This window comes from Domibacillus sp. DTU_2020_1001157_1_SI_ALB_TIR_016, assembly GCF_032341995.1.
Lineage (GTDB): Bacteria > Bacillota > Bacilli > Bacillales > Domibacillaceae > Domibacillus > Domibacillus indicus_A.
The window spans coordinates 1,234,867-1,253,688 of record NZ_CP135439.1 but is presented as its reverse complement, the minus strand read 5'-3'; the positions used below and the strand labels follow the sequence as shown (position 1 = coordinate 1,253,688).

Annotated in this window: 24 protein-coding genes; 5 read left to right on the top strand and 19 right to left on the bottom strand. The window is 44.7% G+C overall.

What is annotated here, in order from left to right; all coding sequences use genetic code 11:
* Window positions 1–23: 23 nt before the first annotated feature.
* On the bottom strand, window positions 24–1,112 hold the full coding sequence (gene spoIIP / locus RRU94_RS14180; protein WP_315695049.1) for a stage II sporulation protein P: 1,089 nt from the start codon (window positions 1,110–1,112) through the stop codon (window positions 24–26).
* A 59-nt stretch (window positions 1,113–1,171) separates the two neighbouring features.
* A complete protein-coding gene (gene gpr, locus RRU94_RS14175; RefSeq protein WP_242233405.1) occupies window positions 1,172–2,173 on the bottom strand; it encodes a GPR endopeptidase in 1,002 nt (333 codons plus the stop codon).
* A 180-nt stretch (window positions 2,174–2,353) separates the two neighbouring features.
* On the opposite strand from gpr, the gene rpsT reads away from it, so the two are divergent.
* A complete protein-coding gene (gene rpsT, locus RRU94_RS14170; RefSeq protein WP_045851032.1) occupies window positions 2,354–2,608 on the top strand; it encodes a 30S ribosomal protein S20 in 255 nt (84 codons plus the stop codon).
* Window positions 2,609–2,638: 30 nt separating this feature from the next.
* Here rpsT and holA read toward each other — a convergent pair whose 3' ends face one another.
* The gene (holA, locus tag RRU94_RS14165; protein WP_315695042.1) at window positions 2,639–3,658 is read right to left on the bottom strand and encodes a DNA polymerase III subunit delta; all 1,020 of its coding nucleotides are present in this window, start codon (window positions 3,656–3,658) and stop codon (window positions 2,639–2,641) included.
* Between the two features lie 175 nt (window positions 3,659–3,833).
* On the opposite strand from holA, the gene RRU94_RS14160 reads away from it, so the two are divergent.
* Window positions 3,834–3,965, top strand: a complete 132-nt coding sequence (locus tag RRU94_RS14160; protein ID WP_242233403.1) for a YqzM family protein — start codon at window positions 3,834–3,836, stop codon at window positions 3,963–3,965.
* Between the two features lie 19 nt (window positions 3,966–3,984).
* On the opposite strand, the gene RRU94_RS14155 is transcribed toward RRU94_RS14160, so the two are convergent.
* The 3 genes from RRU94_RS14155 to RRU94_RS14145 all read right to left on the bottom strand — a co-directional run bounded on the left by RRU94_RS14155 (window position 3,985) and on the right by RRU94_RS14145 (window position 7,441).
* Window positions 3,985–6,282: a DNA internalization-related competence protein ComEC/Rec2 gene (locus RRU94_RS14155; protein WP_315695039.1), complete on the bottom strand. Its 2,298-nt coding sequence runs from the start codon at window positions 6,280–6,282 to the stop codon at window positions 3,985–3,987.
* A gap of 13 nt (window positions 6,283–6,295) precedes the next feature.
* Window positions 6,296–6,712: a deoxycytidylate deaminase gene (locus RRU94_RS14150; protein WP_251271082.1), complete on the bottom strand. Its 417-nt coding sequence runs from the start codon at window positions 6,710–6,712 to the stop codon at window positions 6,296–6,298.
* Between the two features lie 87 nt (window positions 6,713–6,799).
* The gene (locus RRU94_RS14145; RefSeq protein WP_315695036.1) at window positions 6,800–7,441 is read right to left on the bottom strand and encodes a helix-hairpin-helix domain-containing protein; all 642 of its coding nucleotides are present in this window, start codon (window positions 7,439–7,441) and stop codon (window positions 6,800–6,802) included.
* An 86-nt stretch (window positions 7,442–7,527) separates the two neighbouring features.
* Between RRU94_RS14145 and comER the strand changes: the two genes are divergently transcribed.
* Window positions 7,528–8,355: a late competence protein ComER gene (comER, locus tag RRU94_RS14140; protein ID WP_315695034.1), complete on the top strand. Its 828-nt coding sequence runs from the start codon at window positions 7,528–7,530 to the stop codon at window positions 8,353–8,355.
* Window positions 8,356–8,420: 65 nt separating this feature from the next.
* On the opposite strand, the gene RRU94_RS14135 is transcribed toward comER, so the two are convergent.
* From RRU94_RS14135 to RRU94_RS14100, 8 genes are read right to left on the bottom strand one after another with little or no spacing between them, the layout of a single operon-like run.
* Window positions 8,421–9,152, bottom strand: a complete 732-nt coding sequence (locus RRU94_RS14135; RefSeq protein WP_315695032.1) for a class I SAM-dependent DNA methyltransferase — start codon at window positions 9,150–9,152, stop codon at window positions 8,421–8,423.
* Window positions 9,149–9,499 carry a ribosome silencing factor gene (rsfS, locus tag RRU94_RS14130; RefSeq protein WP_315695029.1) on the bottom strand — a complete coding sequence of 117 codons (351 nt, stop codon included), beginning with the start codon at window positions 9,497–9,499 and terminating at the stop codon, window positions 9,149–9,151. The genes RRU94_RS14135 and rsfS overlap by 4 nt, the downstream gene beginning before the upstream one ends.
* Window positions 9,500–10,069 carry a bis(5'-nucleosyl)-tetraphosphatase (symmetrical) YqeK gene (gene yqeK, locus RRU94_RS14125; RefSeq protein WP_315695027.1) on the bottom strand — a complete coding sequence of 190 codons (570 nt, stop codon included), beginning with the start codon at window positions 10,067–10,069 and terminating at the stop codon, window positions 9,500–9,502.
* The gene (locus RRU94_RS14120) at window positions 10,059–10,628 is read right to left on the bottom strand and encodes a nicotinate-nucleotide adenylyltransferase (RefSeq protein ID WP_315695025.1); all 570 of its coding nucleotides are present in this window, start codon (window positions 10,626–10,628) and stop codon (window positions 10,059–10,061) included. The genes yqeK and RRU94_RS14120 overlap by 11 nt, the downstream gene beginning before the upstream one ends.
* The gene (yhbY, locus tag RRU94_RS14115) at window positions 10,625–10,918 is read right to left on the bottom strand and encodes a ribosome assembly RNA-binding protein YhbY (RefSeq protein ID WP_242233394.1); all 294 of its coding nucleotides are present in this window, start codon (window positions 10,916–10,918) and stop codon (window positions 10,625–10,627) included. The genes RRU94_RS14120 and yhbY overlap by 4 nt, the downstream gene beginning before the upstream one ends.
* A complete protein-coding gene (aroE, locus tag RRU94_RS14110) occupies window positions 10,912–11,754 on the bottom strand; it encodes a shikimate dehydrogenase (RefSeq protein ID WP_315695017.1) in 843 nt (280 codons plus the stop codon). The genes yhbY and aroE overlap by 7 nt, the downstream gene beginning before the upstream one ends.
* A gap of 17 nt (window positions 11,755–11,771) precedes the next feature.
* Window positions 11,772–12,869: a ribosome biogenesis GTPase YqeH gene (yqeH, locus tag RRU94_RS14105; protein ID WP_315695013.1), complete on the bottom strand. Its 1,098-nt coding sequence runs from the start codon at window positions 12,867–12,869 to the stop codon at window positions 11,772–11,774.
* Window positions 12,866–13,390 carry a YqeG family HAD IIIA-type phosphatase gene (locus tag RRU94_RS14100; RefSeq protein WP_315695011.1) on the bottom strand — a complete coding sequence of 175 codons (525 nt, stop codon included), beginning with the start codon at window positions 13,388–13,390 and terminating at the stop codon, window positions 12,866–12,868. Before RRU94_RS14100 ends, yqeH begins: the two co-directional genes overlap by 4 nt.
* Before the next feature lie 288 nt (window positions 13,391–13,678).
* Between RRU94_RS14100 and sda the strand changes: the two genes are divergently transcribed.
* Window positions 13,679–13,822: a sporulation histidine kinase inhibitor Sda gene (sda, locus tag RRU94_RS14095; protein WP_315695009.1), complete on the top strand. Its 144-nt coding sequence runs from the start codon at window positions 13,679–13,681 to the stop codon at window positions 13,820–13,822.
* A gap of 44 nt (window positions 13,823–13,866) precedes the next feature.
* Window positions 13,867–14,625, top strand: a complete 759-nt coding sequence (sigK, locus tag RRU94_RS14090) for an RNA polymerase sporulation sigma factor SigK (protein ID WP_251271092.1) — start codon at window positions 13,867–13,869, stop codon at window positions 14,623–14,625.
* A 136-nt stretch (window positions 14,626–14,761) separates the two neighbouring features.
* Here the strand turns inward: sigK and mtnN are convergent, their stop codons facing one another.
* The 5 genes from mtnN to RRU94_RS14065 all read right to left on the bottom strand — a co-directional run bounded on the left by mtnN (window position 14,762) and on the right by RRU94_RS14065 (window position 18,805).
* On the bottom strand, window positions 14,762–15,466 hold the full coding sequence (gene mtnN, locus RRU94_RS14085; protein ID WP_309089756.1) for a 5'-methylthioadenosine/S-adenosylhomocysteine nucleosidase: 705 nt from the start codon (window positions 15,464–15,466) through the stop codon (window positions 14,762–14,764).
* 53 nt (window positions 15,467–15,519) lie between these two features.
* Window positions 15,520–16,194: a YrrS family protein gene (locus tag RRU94_RS14080; protein WP_315695005.1), complete on the bottom strand. Its 675-nt coding sequence runs from the start codon at window positions 16,192–16,194 to the stop codon at window positions 15,520–15,522.
* Window positions 16,195–16,301: 107 nt separating this feature from the next.
* Complete coding sequence (gene greA, locus RRU94_RS14075) at window positions 16,302–16,778, bottom strand: transcription elongation factor GreA (RefSeq protein WP_315695003.1); 477 nt, start codon at window positions 16,776–16,778, stop codon at window positions 16,302–16,304.
* Window positions 16,779–16,892: 114 nt separating this feature from the next.
* Window positions 16,893–17,528, bottom strand: a complete 636-nt coding sequence (gene udk, locus RRU94_RS14070; protein WP_315695001.1) for a uridine kinase — start codon at window positions 17,526–17,528, stop codon at window positions 16,893–16,895.
* A gap of 5 nt (window positions 17,529–17,533) precedes the next feature.
* A complete protein-coding gene (locus RRU94_RS14065; RefSeq protein ID WP_315695000.1) occupies window positions 17,534–18,805 on the bottom strand; it encodes a peptidase U32 family protein in 1,272 nt (423 codons plus the stop codon).
* Window positions 18,806–18,822 lie beyond the last annotated feature (17 nt).

Sequence of the window (18,822 nt, the reverse complement as noted above, 5' to 3'; positions counted from 1 at the left end):
ACAACGAACATTAAACGAACGGGCTATTCATTTTGTTCCGCTTTAATAAAACGAGCCAAAATATCAGCGACGGCAGCCGCACTTCTTTCCAATTCTTCACGAGTGTTATCAACACCTCCCATTTCGATCAAAATCGCCCGGTTTGAAAGATCCTGGTTGAATTTCCCATTTGTCTGGCTGCCCGACTTTACGATTACACCGCGCGAAAGACCGGGGTAATACTGTTCGAAAAGTTTATGAAGTGATGAAGCAAAACGGGCATTTTCTTCATACCCTGGATGCTCTCCGCCAACGACAAATACGGTTTTTGCCATATCCTGCCCGTTTACGCGGGCTGTTGTAATCGATTTGCCCTGTGAATCGCGATGAATATCAATTAAATAAGACAACGACGGCTCTTCTTTTTGAACAGCCGCAACGACAGTCCGTGATTCTTCATAGGAAGCACTGTATTTTTTCCCTTTTTTCTTTAACAGTGCCCCTATATCCGTTTTGTTAACAGATACCCCGATTCCCTCTTCCTCCAAACTTTTTCCAATCATTGTTCCCACTTCTGTAATGTTCATTGGGGCTTGTCCATTTTTAGGAGTGAATGATTCGGACGTATGCGTAAAGTAAAGAAGCACTTTTTCTTCCCCGGCTGGAGGCGTATTTTCTTTTGGCTCATCCGGTTCTGATTCTTTCGGCACTGGAAGATCATCCGGCTTTTTGGATTCAACCGGTAAATTCGTATAATCCGTTCCTTCCCCGGCAATTAAAATTTGGCTGTCATAAATAGAAAAGCCCGGAAGTTCTTTTCCCAGAAAGGTCCGCGGATCGCGCAAACTAATTCCGGCAGCCGATTGAAAAGCAGCGTCCACCCACCCGATTGTACCTTGTCCCACTTTTTCATTTGACTGGAAAGCATGATTTTCTAAACGCAGAAGCTGATAAAAAGAAGCGGCCGGAATTTCTGCTGCCGCCCGGCTCATAGATTGGGAGGTAAAATGGTACGAAAACGGCATGACCGTTAAAAACCCCGCCATCCAAAACGGCATGACCACTAGGCAGGCGTATACGGGAACAAGCCAGTATGGTATATGCTTTTTTTTGTGCAAAAGGATTGTCGCCATCCCCTTTTCAGCTCTTATCCCTTTACCTTATGCAGCAAATAAAAAAAGCAGACCATGAATCAGCCTGCAAAAAAAGATCGTGTTTCTTCCGGTGGACGGTCATGAAGAGATTCATTTAATGCACTGGAAACGACCGCTGCCGCTCCTTGAATAAACATGTCCGCTTCTTTTGGTGTTACAATCATATTTAAACCTGCCGGGGTCAGCACTTCATGAATTAATTGATGTTTTTCGTTTTCATCCAGCAGACCGATATTTCCTAAAAACGACCGCTTCCATTCTTCATCTCCGCGTCCGCTTTTTTCCTGCAGATTTTCCATGACCATTTCTACTGCGTCACGCGTGACGGTAGCAGCGTCAATCACAGTCGGAATGCCAATGGCGATCACCGGGATACCTGCTGTTTCACGACTGATTTCTTTTCGGCGGTTCCCGATCCCGGCTCCCGGCTGAATACCCGTATCCGTCATTTGAATCGTTGCATTCAGTCTTTCAATCGAACGAGCAGCAAGCGCGTCAATGACAATTAAAAAATCCGGCTTCTCCCGCTCAATTAAACCAAGCAGAATATCTCCTGTTTCAATTCCCGTCATTCCCATAACACCGGGAGAAATGGCGCTGACCGGGCGATAGCCGGGCTGAACGTGTTCAGGGTGCAGCTTGAATAAATGATTGGTCACGATAAGACGGTCCGTTACACGCGGCCCAAGAGAATCGGGCGTAACGAGTTCATTTCCAAGACCGGCAATCAAACAAGAGGCGTCTTGCTTAATACCCGCTCCCTTTATAAATAAACGAATTTCTTCTGCTACAACCCGGCTGATGGCAGCGTGGCGGGCAGAATCGGAGTGGCGCAAGTCCGCCGATTCAACGGTAACATAATGACCAGCTTTTCTTCCGGTTATCTGCTCAGCTTCCTTTGTAATTTCGACCGTTGTTACCTTCGTGCCTTCTTTTTCTTCTTCCTTCATTTCAATTCCAGGGACTTTACTTCCTGTTTGCTGCTCGGCAATTAAAGCAGATTCCAAGGCTAAATCTGTGCGTGGAGACCATTTTTCCATTCAATTCACCCTCCATTTTTTTCACAGTTTGCCCCTGTGTGTAAAAGTTTATTCCTTTACACCGGATTTCTATTGCATTTCTTTTATTCCTTTGCTAAAATACTTCTTGTTGTTTAATTCAATAATGATTGATAATCGGGTACGAATAAAAGTTCGATCCATTTTAGGAGGTGACAGTAAATGCCAAATATTAAATCTGCCATCAAACGCACAAAAACTGCTCAAATTCGTTCAGCACGCAACACGCAAGCGAAATCAGCTATGCGCAGCGCGGTGAAAAAGTTCGAAACAGCAGCTGCTAATAATGACGAAAACGCAAAAGAATTGCTTGTACAAGCAGTTAGCAAACTAGATAAAGCTGCAGCAAAAGGCCTTATCCACAAAAACGCTGCGAACCGTCAAAAAAGCCGTCTTATGAAAAAGTTGGCTAACTAATAAAAAAAGTGTCCAAATTGGACACTTTTTTTATTTTGTCTGCATCATTGTCTGCAGCCGGAAGAAAAATAACTCCATAATCATTTTTTTATCCATAGCACTACTTTTCATCTCATAATCGCTTTCTGCAAGCATTTGTATCACTGTGGCAAGCTGTGCTTCCGAAAAAGCCCGTGCCTGTCCCCCCGCTATTTTTACACGAAACGGATGCACTTTCAGCTGTCCGGCTATTTGCTGCTGACCGTATCCTTTTTTCAACAGCTCTTTTACTTGATAGATCAGCCGGAACTGTCCCGCTATAACGGCAAGAATTTTTAACGGCTCTTCATTCAGGCGGATTAAATCATAATAAATGCGCAGTGCTTCAGACAAATGCCCTGTGACGATGCGGTCTACCAGTCGAAAAATATCACTTTCGAGCGTCCGCGCCGTCAGTGCTGTTACATTTTCTTCGGTAATCTCGTTTCCCTGCCCGGCATGAAGAGCAAGCTTCATAATCTCCATCGACAGGACAGATAAGTTAAATCCGGCAATGGCGAGGAGCTGATGGATGGCTGCATCTTCTATCACCACTCCTTCTTCTGCGGCTCTACCCTTAATCCAGCCGGACAGCTCCCGTTCAGCTGGACGTTTTGCCTCCAAAACGCCTGCCTGCTTTTTAATGAGCTTTGTTATTTTTTTTCGTTCATCAAGCTTTTCAAACCTTCCTTGAAAAACAAGAATTGTAAATGGAGCGGGGTCCTGCAGATATTGTTCAAGCCTTTTTATATCATGCTCTATTTTTGATTTTTCAGCTGTGAAAAAAATCGGGTTCTGAACAAACACAAGCTTCCTGTCTCCAAGAAACGGCAGGGTTTCCGCTTCTTCAATGGCCGCTTCTACCGGCACTTCTGTCATATCAAAAGAAGTGACGTTTAAGTCCGTATCTTCCCCATTCAGTGCTCCTTTTAAAAGCAGCTGTCGTGCTTCTTCTATAAAATACTGCTCCGGCCCGTACAACAAATAAACGGAACGAAACCGGCCGCTCTTTAACTCTTTTAATACATCCATTTACTCGACTCCATTCTGTTTCTGTTTTCATTGTAGGAAAAACCATCCCGATACGCAAGATAGACTCCATCTTTTCCATCTACAAACTTATCCGCTTTTTAAATGAAAAGAAGTTGTCTCGTATAGATTTTTCCTTTTTCATTGTCTATACTTAAAGAAAATGGGAGGGATGGCTGTGAACGATTTCGAAAAAAATGTTCAATCTAAGCGTAATGATGCTGTAGACTCCGCTGTAGGTTTTATCGTTTCATTCGGTTTCTTTGCTACCATGTTCATTCTTGCCACGGTGATTCAACTGGTCGGTTGATGCACCAAAACCCCGCCCTTTAATAGGACGGGGTTTTATATGGAGATGGAAGTACAGTTTCGATTTTCCCATTCTCTCCTTTAAATGTATACGTAATGGCACCATGTTTGTCTGTACGGTATATGCGGACTCCTGCTTTTTCCAGCGCATCGGTCACTTCTTTATGCGGATGCCCATAACGATTCCTAAGTCCGGCAGATACCACGGCAAACTGTGGCTGAAGGGCTTGAATAAACGATGGCGAGGAAGAGGTTTTGCTGCCATGATGGCCTACTTTTAACCAGTCTGCATGGAAGCTGTACTTCTCGATCAATTCGGCTTCTCCCTCTTTTTCAAGATCACCTGTGAACAGCCATGTTTTCCCGCCGATTCTGGCAAAAAGCACAAGCGAGTCATTGTTTCCTTCATAATCCCGGTCATCCGGCGCTAAAAACTGAAAAACTGCGCTTTTTGTGCTCCAGCTTTCCCCTTCTCCGCCTTCCCGTATCTTCAGGCCGGTTTTGATCATGTCGGCTATGACCGGTTCTCCTCCTGATCCTGGTGAAATAATGATTTCTTTTGCCGAAATAGATTGGATCACTTCTGCGGCTGCACCGGCGTGATCAAAATCTGCGTGGGTGATAATCAACTTATCCAGCTTGGTGATCCCTTCTCTTTTTAAAAAAGGAACGACTGTATCTTTCCCTACTGAAAACCCGCCATTCCGTTCCTTCCAGGCTTCCTGCTCAAACGGCACCTGCCCGCCTGTATCAATTAAATAGTTTCCTTCATTGCGGGGCAATTGAATCAAAATGCTGTCTCCCTGCCCAACATCTAGAAAGGTGATTTTCCCTTCTGGGGAGAAGCGGCCGGCCAGGACAAAAACAGCCAGAGCAAAACTGCATATCGCGAGGCTTAGTTTCATGTTTTTTCTCAATTCCCACAATAAAAGAGAAGCGAGAGAAGTGACAGTCAAAAGAGCAGCTGCTTCCATGCCTGGCTGTCCTGTTACAAGAACCGCAAATGGCAGATTCGCCAGCAGCGCAGCCAATTGATCCATTTTGATCAAACATTCATTGACAAATGAAGCGAAAAAAGAAATAGGTATCAAAAAAGACAAGCAAAACAAAAGAAGAACTGCCGGCATCATAAAAAATGAATAAAATGGGACAAAAAGAAGGTTGGCCAGCGGTGAAATAACGGAGAGTTCTGCGAAATGGAAAAGCAATACCGGCAGGGCGGCAAGCTGAGATAAAACCGAAACAAATAAAGAAAGCTCGACTGCATGCTGCGCTTTTTTTAAAATTACGCCGGTTGATAAAACGAGGGCGAACGTAACGAGGAAGGAAAGCTGAAAACCAGCTTGAAAGATCAAAAATGGGTTCCAAAAAGTCATGATTAAAAAAGAAGCTCCAAGTGCTCCAGCAGCTGATAATTTTCTGCTGTTAAAAGCAGCAAGTAAAATTGCACCTGTCATTAAACAGGAGCGAACAACCGGCGGAGACCCTCCCGCCAACAAGGCATAAAGAGGCAGCGCTGCTAATAAAAGCAGACGTGCCCGCTCACGTGTCACTCCTGCACGGAGCAGCAGATAAAAAAGAAGTCCTGTCAAGAGCGTTACATGCAATCCTGAGATCGACAGAATATGTACGATGCCAAGCCGCTCGTAGTCTTCTTCTGTTTCTTCGGGACCGGATGACCGATCGCCAACCAGAAGCGCAGCCGCTGTATGGGCAAGGGGTGTTGGAAAACGTTCTTGAATACGCTTAATGGCGGCCATCCGCCAAGCAGCAGGTACATAGCGAAGTGACTGGTTTAACACACACTGATCGAGAGAAATATGTTCAGGTGTTAGAACAAAGAAGGTTCCGCTCGCGGCTAAATAGGACCGGTAATCGAATTCACCTGGATTTCTGACTTCGTTTGGAAAAGACGCTTTCCCTTGAATCCGGCAGGTTAATCCTGGAGTGAGCCCCTCTTGTAAAAGCTCTTTTTCTTCTTTCGAGTTCATTCGGTATACCAAGCTGAGTCTTTCATGAAATTGTGTTTCTTCTACACCTGCTCTTAACCTGTCCCCTTCGATTTGGATATCATCTGTAAACGAAACGATCCATTCTGTTTCTTTTCCCGTAAAAGCAGACTGGCTGCGCGCTTCCTGAATTGGCACCACGCTCAAAAACAGCATAAATGTCCCGATCATCCAAAAGCGTGTACGCCTGTCCACATTCCAACATAATAATCCTCCTATCACAGCAACCAGCAAAGCAGCCTGCCATGGCGCCTGCACTGCGAATAAAATGGCTGCAAGGGCTGCCATGCTCATTTGAAGAAGCGGCATACATCACCATCCTTTATTCAGCGGGAACGTGGATGACCTCAATATCTTTTAAAAAGTGGCTGTTCCATTTGTTTGGATAGGCATTACGATAGATAATCCGCCCTACACCGGCCTGGGCAAGCGTTTTTGCACAGTTTTCACATGGCTCGTGGGTAACGTAAGCAGATGCCCCTTTTAACTTATCACGCTCTGCATGAAGCACTGCATTTAATTCTGCATGCAGGCACCGGATACAACGGCCTTGATCCGATAATAAGCAGCCTGCGTCCTGGCAATGTTCATGCCCATGAATAGAACCGTTATAGCCTGTAGACACAATATGCTTGTCTTTTACAATCACACAGCCAACATGAAGCCGATTGCAGGTTGAACGAGTAGCCACCACCTCCGCAATATTTAAAAAATAATCATCCCAGCTTTTTCGTTCCATTCTCAAAACCTCTTTTCTGTTTCTTCCGGTCTGCGGCCGGTTTATTCTTTCAGTTTATCGAGAGGTTCTTCCATCCGTCAAACCCTTTTATTGAATAGTCACGAGAGGAGCCAGCTTTTCAAATATTTTATCACCAATTCCTGCCACGTTTTTCAAATCCTCTACTGCTGTAAAAGCTCCTTCCGTTTCTCTGAAATCAATAATTGCCTGGGCTTTCGACTCACCAACACCCGGAAGCTCCTGCAATAATGCCGAGTCTGCTGTATTGATATTGATTACAGCAGATTCGGCAGCCTCATCACTGCCAGCTGCAGTTGAAGATGATGCAGTTGCTTGCTCTACGTCTGGCATTTCTTCTCCCTCTGCCGGTACATAGATAACCATTTCATCCTGTACTTTTTGTGCTAAATTAATGGCAGCCGCATCTGCTTTTTCGGTAAGTCCGCCCGCTTTATTGATTGCATCATTCACCCGCTGATCATTTGACAGCACGTAAATGCCCGGCATTGAAACGGCTCCTTTCACATCAATGGCTACTTCACTAGGCTGATTTTGCGCCGGTTCTGCTTCCTCGGAAGCCGGTTCACTTTTAGGTGCTTCTAAAAGCGCAGGCTCCGGCGGCAAAGCTTGCGGTTCTTCTTTTGTTAAACCGTACAGCCAGACGGCAGCTAAAACAGCTCCTGCAGCTGCTGGAACTTTGTATTTTTTAAGCATTTCTTGTTTGTTCATTTCTTTTCTTCTCCTTTCACTTACGGTCATATTTACAAATAATATGCATACAGTGTTTAGATGAATAGGAAAGGGTGAATGCAAGCATGAACATTGGGATAATTGGTACAGGAAGCATTGGCACCGTTTTAACAGAAGCGCTCATGTTTGCTGCTGCTGCTGAGCCGGAAAATATTGTCCTGCACAATCGCACACGGGAAAAAGCCTTGCATTTAAAAGCCTTATTTCCCGGGATACATGTGTGCCAAACTACTAAAGAGCTTGTTAAAAAAACCCAGTTGATTTTTGTATGCGTCCGGCAGCCCGATTTAAAGCCTCTTCTTGAATCGATCGCGCCTTTTTTAACGCAGGAACACTGTGTGCTGGCTACGGCAAGCGCGGTGTCAACAAAACAAATGGAATCGATTATTTCCTGCTCCTGCGGAAAAGTAATCCCTTCTGTCACCAATACAGTGGCTTCTGGCGGTATTTTATACTCTTTTGGAGATTCCTGCGAAAACGACTGGCAGCAAAAAGTAACAGGACTGCTTAATCAAATTGCCAGCGTCGCACTCGAAACAGATGATAACATTATCCGGGCTGCCTCAGATTTAACTGGATGCGGGCCCGCTTTCTTTTCCAAAATGGCAGTCATGTATGCAGATGAAGCTGTCACATATGGATTAACAAAAAGCCAGGCAGAAACACTGGCGTTCCATATGATGATTGGCCTGGGAGAATTGCTGAAACAAAAGGATTGGACATTGGAGATGCTGACGGAACGAACCGCTGCAAAAGGTGGCGTAACAGGAAGAGGTCTTACGGTTATTGAATCAGAGGCAGGCGAATTGTTTGCATCGCTTTGCAGAATGACACAGCAAAAAGCTGCAGAAGACAGAAAAGAGGCATCTGCCGCATTTGGCATTATTGACTAAATTCGGCGCTCCTTTTCGTTTTCCTTTCTTCTTTACAAAATCTTAACAAAAAAAAGAGCAGCTGGTCAGCTGCTCTTTCTTGCTTTGAAAAAGATCCGTTCTGATTCTGGTGCTGGGGCATCATTTGTGAAATCGGCCGTGATCGCTTCAACATAGAAGCCCGCTTCTTTAAGCCACTGGTCATATACTTTGGGCTCAAAAGTGCGTTGATAATGCAATTCATCAAATCGTTCATATTCGCCGTTCTCTGTTTGAATGAAGAATGTTAATTCATGTTCGACACTGTGCGGATGTTCTCCCGGAAATGCATTCCATATAAATGAAATATCTTCGGCGGCATCCGCAAACGTCTGCTCTACAAAAACATGATTCATTTTAAAAGAGGAATGAACATCGAATAGAAACAAACCGTCTTCTTTTAAGTGGCTGAACACAGATTGAAACGTTTGCTTCACATCTTCTTCTGACTGTAAATAGTTAAGCGAGTCACAAAAAATAACAGCCGTGTCAAATTGACCGATCCCATCAAGCTCACGCATATCCTGCTGAAAAAGCGGGATGTTCATTCCATTTGCTTCCGCTTTTTCACGGGCAATGGCAAGCATATCATCGGAAAGGTCAATCCCTGTTACTTGAAATCCGGCTCGGGCAAAACGAACGGCCAGTTCTCCTGTCCCGCAGCCGATATCAAGCAGGGATCCCCCTTTTACTTCTCTTTGCAAATATGCTTCCCATTCATCGTACGGCGCATCCTGCATAAGCGCATCGTACACCGAAGCAAACCGGTTATAACTCATGACATTAGCACATCAACGTGCGGCGCGTCGCCCCATAGGCGTTCAAGGTTGTAGTAAACCCGCTCCTCACGATGAAAAACGTGAACGACTACATCGCCGATATCAATCAATACCCAGCGTGCTTCGTCAAATCCTTCCATCCGGCGAATATCAAAGCCAAGTTCTTCTGCTTTCTCTTTTACTTCACGGGCAATTGCCTGTACTTGTTTATCTGAATTACCATGGCAGATCACGAAGTAATCAGCGACCGGTGAAATACCTTCCATATTAAGGGCTGTAATATTTTCTGCCCGCTTATCATCTGCTGCTTTTGTTACTACTTGCAGTAATTGCTGTTGCTCTGTCAATTAAACATCGTCTCCATTCTGAATAAGATCATTATACATATCCATCGTAACCGGGAAAACCGGCTGTTTTTTACTCATTAAAAAGAGAATTGAATTTTTTACAGCCGCTAAAACAGCCGCATTCAAACTCTGCTTTGCAATCGCCCGTACTTCCTCCACACCTGGAAATGCCCGGCCTGGCTCAATATAATCTGCCAGATAGATGATTTTTTCAAGCAAGGTCATGCCAGGCTTCCCGGTTGTATGCCAGCGGATAGCAGAGAGTATGTCTTCGTCTTCAATTCCTGCTTCTCTGCGCACCAGCACAGCCCCCGCCGGCGCATGCCAAAGCTCGTGGTGAAACGCAAGAAGCCGCTCGTCTTCTCTCTCGTCTATTAAAATCTGCTTCATTTCTTCTTTCGGACGAAACTTTGCATAATCGTGGAAAATAGCGGCCAGTTCCGCTTTGTAGACATCTGCTCCATAGCGGTCTGCCAGCTCGACAGCTGCTTCTGATACCCCTAGAGTATGCGTGTACCGCTTTTCCGTTAATTGTTTTTCAACAATCTCCAGTGCTCTGCTACGCTCCATATAAGCTGTTCTCCTTTATATACCGAATGACCGTTTCCGGCATAAGATAATGAAGCGTTTTGTTTGACGCTGCTTTTTCCCGGAGAACCGTTGATGACAAATGAATTTCCGGCGTATCAATTAATAACACCGGGTAAGGCGTTTCTGTTGAATAGCCCGGCCGCTTGACTCCAACAAAGGTGACAAGCCGGCTTAATTCATCAATGTCACGCCATTTCGGTAAATATTCAATCATGTCCGCGCCAATTATAAAATAAAATGATGTTTCAGGTTCTCGCTTTATCAATTCCCGCATTGTATCAATCGTATACGATACCCCTGCACGCTGGATTTCAATCGTTTCAATCCGAAAGCAGTCATTTCCTTCAATGGCAAGCTCTGTCATACGAAGACGGTGTTCATCGTCCACATGGCCAGCAAGCTTTTTATGCGGCGGAAGTGAATTGGGCATAAAACGGATTTCATCCAGATCGAGCGCATGCAGGGCCTCATTGGCTGCAATTAAATGGCCAACATGCGGCGGGTTAAAGGTTCCGCCTAAAATACCCACTTTTTTCATCGCGGCAGAACGATTTTTTTGTTTTCTTTTGATTCTTTATATAATACCACTGTGTGGCCGATCAACTGAACAAGCTCTGCTTTTGCCCCCTTGGCCAGTGCTTCTGCCACCTCATGTTTATCATCTTCATTATTTTGTAAAATACTCACCTTGATTAACTCGCGCACTTCAAGTGCTTCGGCAATTTGCGTTGTCATGTTTTCATTAACGCCGCCTTTACCTACTTGAAAAATTGGGTCTAGGTGATGAGCCTCTGCTCGTAAAAATCGTTTTTGTTTTCCTGTCAGCATGATGTTCCTCCAAGTTTATTCTGTACTATTTTTTGCATACGTTCCGTGTCAGGCAGGATGCCTGTCCATTTTTCAAAAGCAAGCGCACCCTGATAAGCAAACATTTTCAAACCGTTTTGCACACGTGCGCCCCGCTTTTTAGCTTCTTTCATGATCATCGTTTCCGCTGGATTGTAAATGATATCCGATACAAACGCATCTGGACGGATATTCTTTACATGAATAGGTGTTTCACTTACTTTCGGCGACATGCCAATGGATGTTGTTTGAATGATAATATCATAATCACCGAGCTGCTCTTCCGCCTGCTCAAGAGATAAAAGAGCCGTTTCAACGGGATATGGACACCGGCTTTTCAGCTCTTCGGCTTTTGCCGGTGTTCGATTGGCAATGTCTACCCGCTCGGCTCCCTGCTGGCTAAGCGTGTAGTAAATCGCTCTTGCTGCGCCGCCCGCTCCAATAATCATGATCTTTTTATCGAGCACGGAGCTTCCATATTCCTCATTCAGCCCGCGCACAAATCCTTCTCCATCTGTATTATACCCAATGAAGCGGTTCTCATCTCGCACGACTGTGTTTACTGCACCGATCGCTTCAGCAAGCGGATCTATTTCATCTAATAGCGGCATAATAGCTGTTTTGTGAGGTACAGTGACGTTAAAGCCTGAAAGGCCAATGGCCTTCATTCCTGCGACCGCTGTTTTCAGCTCTTCACTTTTAATATGAAAAGGATGATAGTATGCTTCCATATGAAGCGCCCCAAACGCATCGTTATGCATATCAGGCGACATAGAATGGCCAATTGGATCGCCTATAACCCCGTATAGCTTTTTCACGCGACAACCCCCACTTTTTAAATTAACGACTTGCGCAGTGTTACAGCAGCCCCTTTTGGTACGTAAGCTGCTACTTTTGCACCTGGCTCGTTAACGGTAATCCAGCCGAGCCCCGAGAAAACAATATCTGTTTTCGCTTCTTTAATTGTCCATTCCTGACGAACAAGGTCAAGCGGCGCTCCGCCATGCCCCGCTGGCTTCAGTAGCTCCCCGGCATGGTTTTCGTACAAAGCATCTGCTTTTTCGAGCTTCGTACGGTGAATGTCGATTTCATTAGAAAGATGGCATATAAAAGAGCGCCGGCCGCCTGAAAGATAGTCAAAGCGGGCTAATCCACCAAAGAATAGTGTTTGCTCTTCATTCAACTGAAAGACTTTTGGTTTAATTTCTTTTTTTGGCAGTAAAAACTTTAAGTTTTCTTTATCAACAAAGTGCGCCATTTGATGACGATTGATAATTCCCGGCGTGTCTACAAGCGCATGGCCGTCAGAAAGCGGAATTTCAATCATATCCAATGTCGTACCCGGGAAATGAGACGTCGTAATAATATCTCCTTCTCCTGTAATTTCCTGAATGATTCGGTTAATAAATGTAGACTTCCCGACATTTGTACAGCCGACTACGTATACATCTTTTCCGTTCCGATAATGCTCGATGGCATCCGCCGCATCGCGGATCGCTTTTCCTTCTGAAGCACTTGTTAAAAGCACCTCAATTGGTTTTAACCCAAGCTGGCTTGCTTCGTGGCGCATCCAATGGATAACCCGTTCCTTTTTCACGGATTTCGGCAGCAAATCCGATTTATTCCCAATAAGCAGGACGGGGTTTTTACCAGCAAAGCGATGCAAGCCCGGAAGCCAGCTTCCATTAAAATCGAAGATATCCACGATTTTAACGATTAATGAATCCGTCTCACCGATTGTGTTCAAGATTTTTAAAAAGTCATCGTCGGTCAGTTCTACGTCCTGTACTTCATTATAATGCTTTAAGCGAAAGCACCGTTTGCAGACAACGGTTTCTTTGTCCAGTGCAGCAGCCGGTGCGTAACCAAGCGCAGCCGGGTCTCCTGTTTGAATGACGACCCCACAGCCATCACACGTAATTACTTCGTTCATTGATTTCGTTCCTCCCATTGAATCATTCCTTTACGCTGGAAAAAAGTCATGAGTCTTCTTTCTATTTTCCGATTAATGCGCGTCCAAAATCCATCAGTCGCTGCAATGGGAATGACCAAAATTGTATAAATCCCGCTTCGGTTCCCGCCAAATACGTCTGTCAGCAGCTGGTCCCCGATTACGACGGTTTCTTCTTTTCGTACGCTTAAAAGCTTGATGGCTTTTCTGAAAGCACGCCCCATCGGCTTTCTCGCTTCAAAAATAAACGGCAGATCGAGCGGCGTTGAAAACGTGCTGACCCGCTTTTGGTTATTGTTTGATACAATCAGTACTTTAATGCCCGCTTCCCGCATTTTTTGAAACCAAGTTAAAAGCTCGGGTGTTGCATCTGGTCTGTCCCAGGCAACGAGTGTATTATCAAGATCGGTTATGATCGCTTTAATTCCTTTTTGTTTCAAGCGCTCTGGCTGGATTTCAAGTACACTTCTTACCTGCTCATTTGGCAAAAATAATTTCAGCACAATGTACACCTCTACTATTCGTTTGCTTCTCCTATCATAGCCGATTTTTCGATATGTGACAAAGTAATATTAAGAACAAAAACTTTTCGACATATTTCTCATTATCCTACTCTGTGGATAACCTTATTCACAAATTAACACAGCTGTTTCAAGGGTTTAATCTAGTTATTCTACTTGTTATCCTCACTTATCCACTGTATCCTGTGGAAAAAAGAACAATTGTTCTTAATGGTTTTTTTTGTTAAACTGAAAAAAATAATTAATCAATGACATTGGAGATGACAGACTATGCACTCATTATCCGATCACTTACTTCTTTCTTCTTATAAAAAAGCGACAAAACTAAAATTAAATGATGACTTTCTAGCTTTGATAGAAAAAGAAATGAAGCGGCGGGAAATCCAGTCGCAAAAAAGATCCAAAAAGGAATAGCCGTCTCCCCCTTCGAATATGATGCCTATAAAGGAGGGATCATCATGATTGAACTAGCAGCCGCTCTCTCTTTTTTGTTGAAGGAAGCGGTTTTTTTCGTCTCTTATGTAAAGCATAATGCGTTTCCTCAGCCGCTGAGTGCGGAAGACGAACGAAAGTACCTGGCGCTTCATGAACAGGGAGACCGCAATGCCCGTGCCAAGCTGATCGAGCATAATCTCCGTTTAGTAGCCCATATTGTGAAAAAATTCGAGAAAACCCATCACGATACAGAAGACTTGATTTCTATCGGGACCATCGGCCTGATCAAAGGCATCGAAAGCTACTCCGGGAAAAAAGGAACTAAGCTTGCCACTTATGCGGCAAGATGTATAGAAAATGAGATTCTGATGCACTTCCGCTCCTTAAAGAAAACGAAGAAGGACGTATCACTTTATGATCCAGTCGGCCGCGACAAAGAAGGAAATGAAATCAGTCTTCTTGATTTACTTAAAACGGAAGACGAAGACGTCGCAGGCCGCCTCTCCCTTCAAATGGACATTGAACAAATGAAAAAGTGCCTCTCTGTTCTTGATGAACGAGAACTGTCCGTAATCGCTGCCCGCTATGGCTTAACGAATGATCAAGATGAAACGCAGCGTGAAATTGCGGCCAAAATGAACATTTCCAGAAGCTATGTTTCCCGAATTGAAAAAAGAGCCCTTGCTAAAATGATGCAGGAATTTAAGCGTCTTCAAGCAAAACAAAAAAGGGCTCCAAAAGATCTGGAGCACCCTTCAAATCACTTTTCCTCAATCGATTGAAACAGAGATCATAACACCTGTCACTGTAGCTAAAAGAAGCCCCATAATCATCATAATCATTTTGTGACATCTCTCCCTTTTCATCCGCCTTGTTTCTTACGAATACTTTATCATAAAAGATGCTTTTTGTATTGGATTATTTCTCCTCTTGAAGCTGCTCGACGATTTTCATCACAAGGTTAGCGGAGTGAAGCCCGGCTTTCGGCAAAAATTGTTCAAACGAAATATTCGATTCTTTTCCTGCAATATCAGAAAGTGCCCGGATGACTACAAACGGCACACTAAACTGGTGAGCTACCTGCGCAATGGCGGCCGCTTCCATTTCAACTGCCTGAAGGCCAGGGAAGATATCGGCAATCGCTTGTACACGTGCCGGATCATTCATAAACGAATCCCCTGTCGCAATCAGTCCTTTTACCGTTTTCAGCTCTGTATCCTCTTCGGATGCTTGAAACGCGATATCAACCAGTTTCTCATCAGCTGTAAAAGCGGCTGGAAGCTGCGGCACCTGTCCGTATTCATAGCCAAAAGCTGTTACGTCCACATCATGGTGGCGGACTTCAGTTGAAATGACTACATCTCCTACCTGCAGTTCGGGAGATAATCCGCCGGCAGAACCCGTATTAATTAACACATCCGGCTTGAATTCATGAATTAAAACAGCTGTTGTCATCGCCGCGTTTACTTTACCGATCCCTGAGCGAAGCAAAACCGTTTCAACACCGCGCAGCTCGCCGATTGTAAACTCGCTGCCGCCAATGATTTTCACTTCTTTGTTTTTCATTTCACCACGTAAAATGGTTACTTCTTCTTCCATTGCACCAATAATCGCTGCTTTCATCTGCTGCACTCCTTTTTTAATTCCGCAAAAAAACCCGCCGGCAAAGCGGGTTTTTAGCGGCCTTTATCATTTTCTTCAAGCTTTTGTACTTTTGTCGGCTTCCATCCCTCGCCGTCTACCCATTCAATGTACACGCGGTACGCTTCATCCTGGTTTGACTTGGGAGAAACAGTTCCGATCGCTGCTTGAGGTCCATTTCCGCTAATATACCAAACGGTCATGTTTTCTTGTGGAATTCCTGTTGCATAAGATAAGGCTTGTTCCTTTTCCTGCCAGTCTGTTGAATCCGTTTCGAATGAAGAGGTATGTTCTCCTGATTGAGCCGTACCTACTCCTTCCCAGTTTGGATCGACGATATCTTGTTCCACATTTGGTTCTGTGCCTTCTGAAACCACTACTTCTTCTTTATCTTCTGTTTTGTCTTCAGTTTGCTCTTCTGTCTTTTCTGCTGCTTTCTCTTCTTTAGTCTGCTCGTCTGTTTCAGCCGGTTCCTCTGTCGTTTCGGCAGCCTGTTCTTTTTCTGTTTCTTCATCAGATACGGCAGTGGTTTGTTCCTGCTTTGTTTCCTGCGCTTTTTCCGGCGCTGCTGTTTCTTCGTCATTTCCACCGGCAAAGATGGTAAATCCAACGATTACAATAAGCAGTACCACAACCGCAATGGCTGTATTTAAAATGCGGTTTGTTTTTCTCCGCTTCGTTTTGCGCTGAGCACGCGACGATTGTTCCATTTGCTTCTCCTCCTCATTCCGCTTTCATTTTAACATGTCTCGTTTAACGGATAAATGTTTTTACACAAAAAAGCGCAAAAGGCCTGCGCCTTTTGCGCTTTTTTATGTTAATCAATGGAAACGATTTTTACGTTCATTTCACCAGCAGGTGTTTGAACAATCACTTTGTCACCCACGCGTTTGCCGATCATGCTTTTGGCAATAGGAGAGTCATTTGAAATTTTCCCTTCAAATGGATCCGCTTCCGCGCTGCCAACAATTGTATAGCTTTCTTCTTCGCCATCAGGAAGTTCAATGAATGTAACCGTTCTGCCAAGCGATACTTCGTCTGCATTCATTGAACTGTCTTCAATAATTTTCGCATTGCGGATCATCGTTTCAATTGTGCCGATCCGGCCTTCTACAAACGCCTGCTCTTCTTTTGCTGAGTCATACTCAGAGTTCTCTGACAGGTCGCCGAAGCTGCGGGCAATTTTAATGCGCTCCACTACTTCTTTACGCTTAACCGTTTTTAAATGTTCAAGCTCTTGTTCCAGTTTTTCTTTACCTTCCCGTGTCATCGGGTATACTTTTTCGTTCGACAACTTCTTCCACTCCTTTAATGTTCACCAAAAAAAGCACTTAAATATGAGCGCGCCCCTTCTGCTTTAGAGAAGGCGCGCGTTTTTCCCATTGTATGCCTGTTTTCTAAAAACATACTATAAAATGTCTTTTTGTTCAAGAATTGTTTGTATTTTTGCAATTAATAAATCAATGGCTACCTTGTTTTCTCCGCCGATTGGGATAATCACATCCGCATATCGCTTCGTTGGCTCGATAAACTGGTTGTGCATAGGCCGCACAACTTCTGTATACTGTTCGATCACAGAATCCAGCGAACGACCCCGCTCTTTTATATCCCGCGTCAGACGGCGGATAAACCGCAAATCCGCGTCCGTGTCTACAAACAGTTTTATGTCCATTAAATCACGCAGGCGCTCATCCTCAAGCACTAGAATGCCTTCTAAAATAATCACGTCATTCGGCTCGAGTGGAATTGTTTCTTCAGAGCGCGTGTGCTGTGCATAATCATAGACCGGCTTTTGAACAGGCCGTCCATTGATCAGCTCATTTACCTGTTCAATCAGCAGGTCATTATCAAATGCAAGCGGATGGTCGTAATTTGTTTGTAACCGCTCTTCAAGCGTTAGATGTGATTGGTCTTTATAATAGTAATCCTGCTCGATCATCATAATCGAGCCATCTTGAAAATAATCATGTATCGCACGGGCAACGCTGGTTTTACCAGAGCCTGATCCGCCCGCGACGCCGATGACAATCGGCTTTTTACTCATCAATGTCACAGCCCTTTCCGCATCATATCATCTTTTGAAACAGGACGGTCTACTTTGAAACGGACAATTTGAAGCGGGTGGCGCGCTGCATCCAGTTCATTTCCGTCTTCGTCCATAACCGTGCCGATTACTTGCTGGAAGGTTTCCATCTTTGGCCCGAAAAACTCCACTGTATCGCCTGGACGGAAGAAATTACGCTGCTGTAGTGTAACGATTTGTGTTTCTTCATCGTAATCTACAACAAGACCTGTAAAATCGTGGGACGCTTTTTTGCCATGAACGCCGAAAAGCTGTTCGTCAGCTCCTGGTGTTCCTGCAAAGAATGCTGGTGCTGCCGGCCGGTTAGCACACTTCTCCAGTTCTTCAAGCCACTCATCTTTGATGGTGAAGTTTTCAGGGTCTGCACAGTATGCGTCAATTACTTTCCGGTATACACCGACTACTGTTGCTACGTAGTGAATCGATTTCATGCGGCCTTCAATTTTTAAGCTGTCAATGCCCAGTTCAATCAGTCCCGGAATAGACTGCAGCAGACGCAAATCTTTTGGACTCATCGCAAACGGTGAATCGCCTTCCTGCGTGATTGCTGTTTCAACACCGTCTTCCATCTCTACCAGGTTATAATCCCAGCGGCATGATTGACAGCAGCCGCCACGGTTGGAGTCGCGCGCAGTCATATGGTTACTCAGTACGCAGCGGCCTGAATAAGCAATACACATCGCTCCGTGAATAAACGTTTCAATTTCAATATCGACTTTTTCTTTCATTAAGCGCATTTCTTCCCCAGTTGTTTCACGGGCAAGAACAACACGGTCAAGACCTTCATCTTTCCAGTATTTCACTGCACGCCAGTTTGAAAGAGACTGCTGTGTGCTCAAGTGAACTTCCACGTTCGGCGCTACACGGCGGCATGTTTCAATAATAAGCGGATCCGCTACGATAATACCTGTAACACCAGCTTCACCCACTCCACGCAAGTAGTCTTCAAGACCGTCGATGTTTTCATTATGTGCAAAAATGTTGGTCGTTACATACACTTTTGCTCCGTAGGCTTTAGCAAACTCAACGCCTTCTTTCATTTCTTCAAATGTAAAGTTGCCGGCATTTGAGCGGAGGCCATACTCCTGACCGCCAATATATACCGCATCCGCTCCGTAACGGACGGCGATTTTCAGCTTTTCAAGTGTTCCGGCCGGTGCCAAAAGCTCCGGCTTTTTCACAATGACCCGTTTGCCGTCGACGATCTCGGAGATCGCATCGTTTATCAATCCGTTCATTTCCGTTTCCTCCTTTA

Coding starts and splice junctions, on each gene's coding strand:
- yqeH (WP_315695013.1), bottom strand. CDS start 12,869: ATGAACGAAGTAATTACGTGTGATGGCTGTGGGGTCGTCATTCAAACA.
- comER (WP_315695034.1), top strand. CDS start 7,528: ATGAACATTGGGATAATTGGTACAGGAAGCATTGGCACCGTTTTAACA.
- holA (WP_315695042.1), bottom strand. CDS start 3,658: ATGGATGTATTAAAAGAGTTAAAGAGCGGCCGGTTTCGTTCCGTTTAT.
- RRU94_RS14120 (WP_315695025.1), bottom strand. CDS start 10,628: ATGAAAAAAGTGGGTATTTTAGGCGGAACCTTTAACCCGCCGCATGTT.
- yqeK (WP_315695027.1), bottom strand. CDS start 10,069: ATGGAGCGTAGCAGAGCACTGGAGATTGTTGAAAAACAATTAACGGAA.
- rpsT (WP_045851032.1), top strand. CDS start 2,354: ATGCCAAATATTAAATCTGCCATCAAACGCACAAAAACTGCTCAAATT.
- RRU94_RS14145 (WP_315695036.1), bottom strand. CDS start 7,441: ATGAACAAACAAGAAATGCTTAAAAAATACAAAGTTCCAGCAGCTGCA.
- RRU94_RS14135 (WP_315695032.1), bottom strand. CDS start 9,152: ATGAGTTATAACCGGTTTGCTTCGGTGTACGATGCGCTTATGCAGGAT.
- spoIIP (WP_315695049.1), bottom strand. CDS start 1,112: ATGGCGACAATCCTTTTGCACAAAAAAAAGCATATACCATACTGGCTT.
- RRU94_RS14150 (WP_251271082.1), bottom strand. CDS start 6,712: ATGGAACGAAAAAGCTGGGATGATTATTTTTTAAATATTGCGGAGGTG.
- RRU94_RS14155 (WP_315695039.1), bottom strand. CDS start 6,282: ATGCCGCTTCTTCAAATGAGCATGGCAGCCCTTGCAGCCATTTTATTC.
- mtnN (WP_309089756.1), bottom strand. CDS start 15,466: ATGAAAGCAGCGATTATTGGTGCAATGGAAGAAGAAGTAACCATTTTA.
- gpr (WP_242233405.1), bottom strand. CDS start 2,173: ATGGAAAAATGGTCTCCACGCACAGATTTAGCCTTGGAATCTGCTTTA.
- RRU94_RS14065 (WP_315695000.1), bottom strand. CDS start 18,805: ATGAACGGATTGATAAACGATGCGATCTCCGAGATCGTCGACGGCAAA.
- RRU94_RS14080 (WP_315695005.1), bottom strand. CDS start 16,194: ATGGAACAATCGTCGCGTGCTCAGCGCAAAACGAAGCGGAGAAAAACA.
- sigK (WP_251271092.1), top strand. CDS start 13,867: ATGATTGAACTAGCAGCCGCTCTCTCTTTTTTGTTGAAGGAAGCGGTT.
- sda (WP_315695009.1), top strand. CDS start 13,679: ATGCACTCATTATCCGATCACTTACTTCTTTCTTCTTATAAAAAAGCG.
- yhbY (WP_242233394.1), bottom strand. CDS start 10,918: ATGCTGACAGGAAAACAAAAACGATTTTTACGAGCAGAGGCTCATCAC.
- udk (WP_315695001.1), bottom strand. CDS start 17,528: ATGAGTAAAAAGCCGATTGTCATCGGCGTCGCGGGCGGATCAGGCTCT.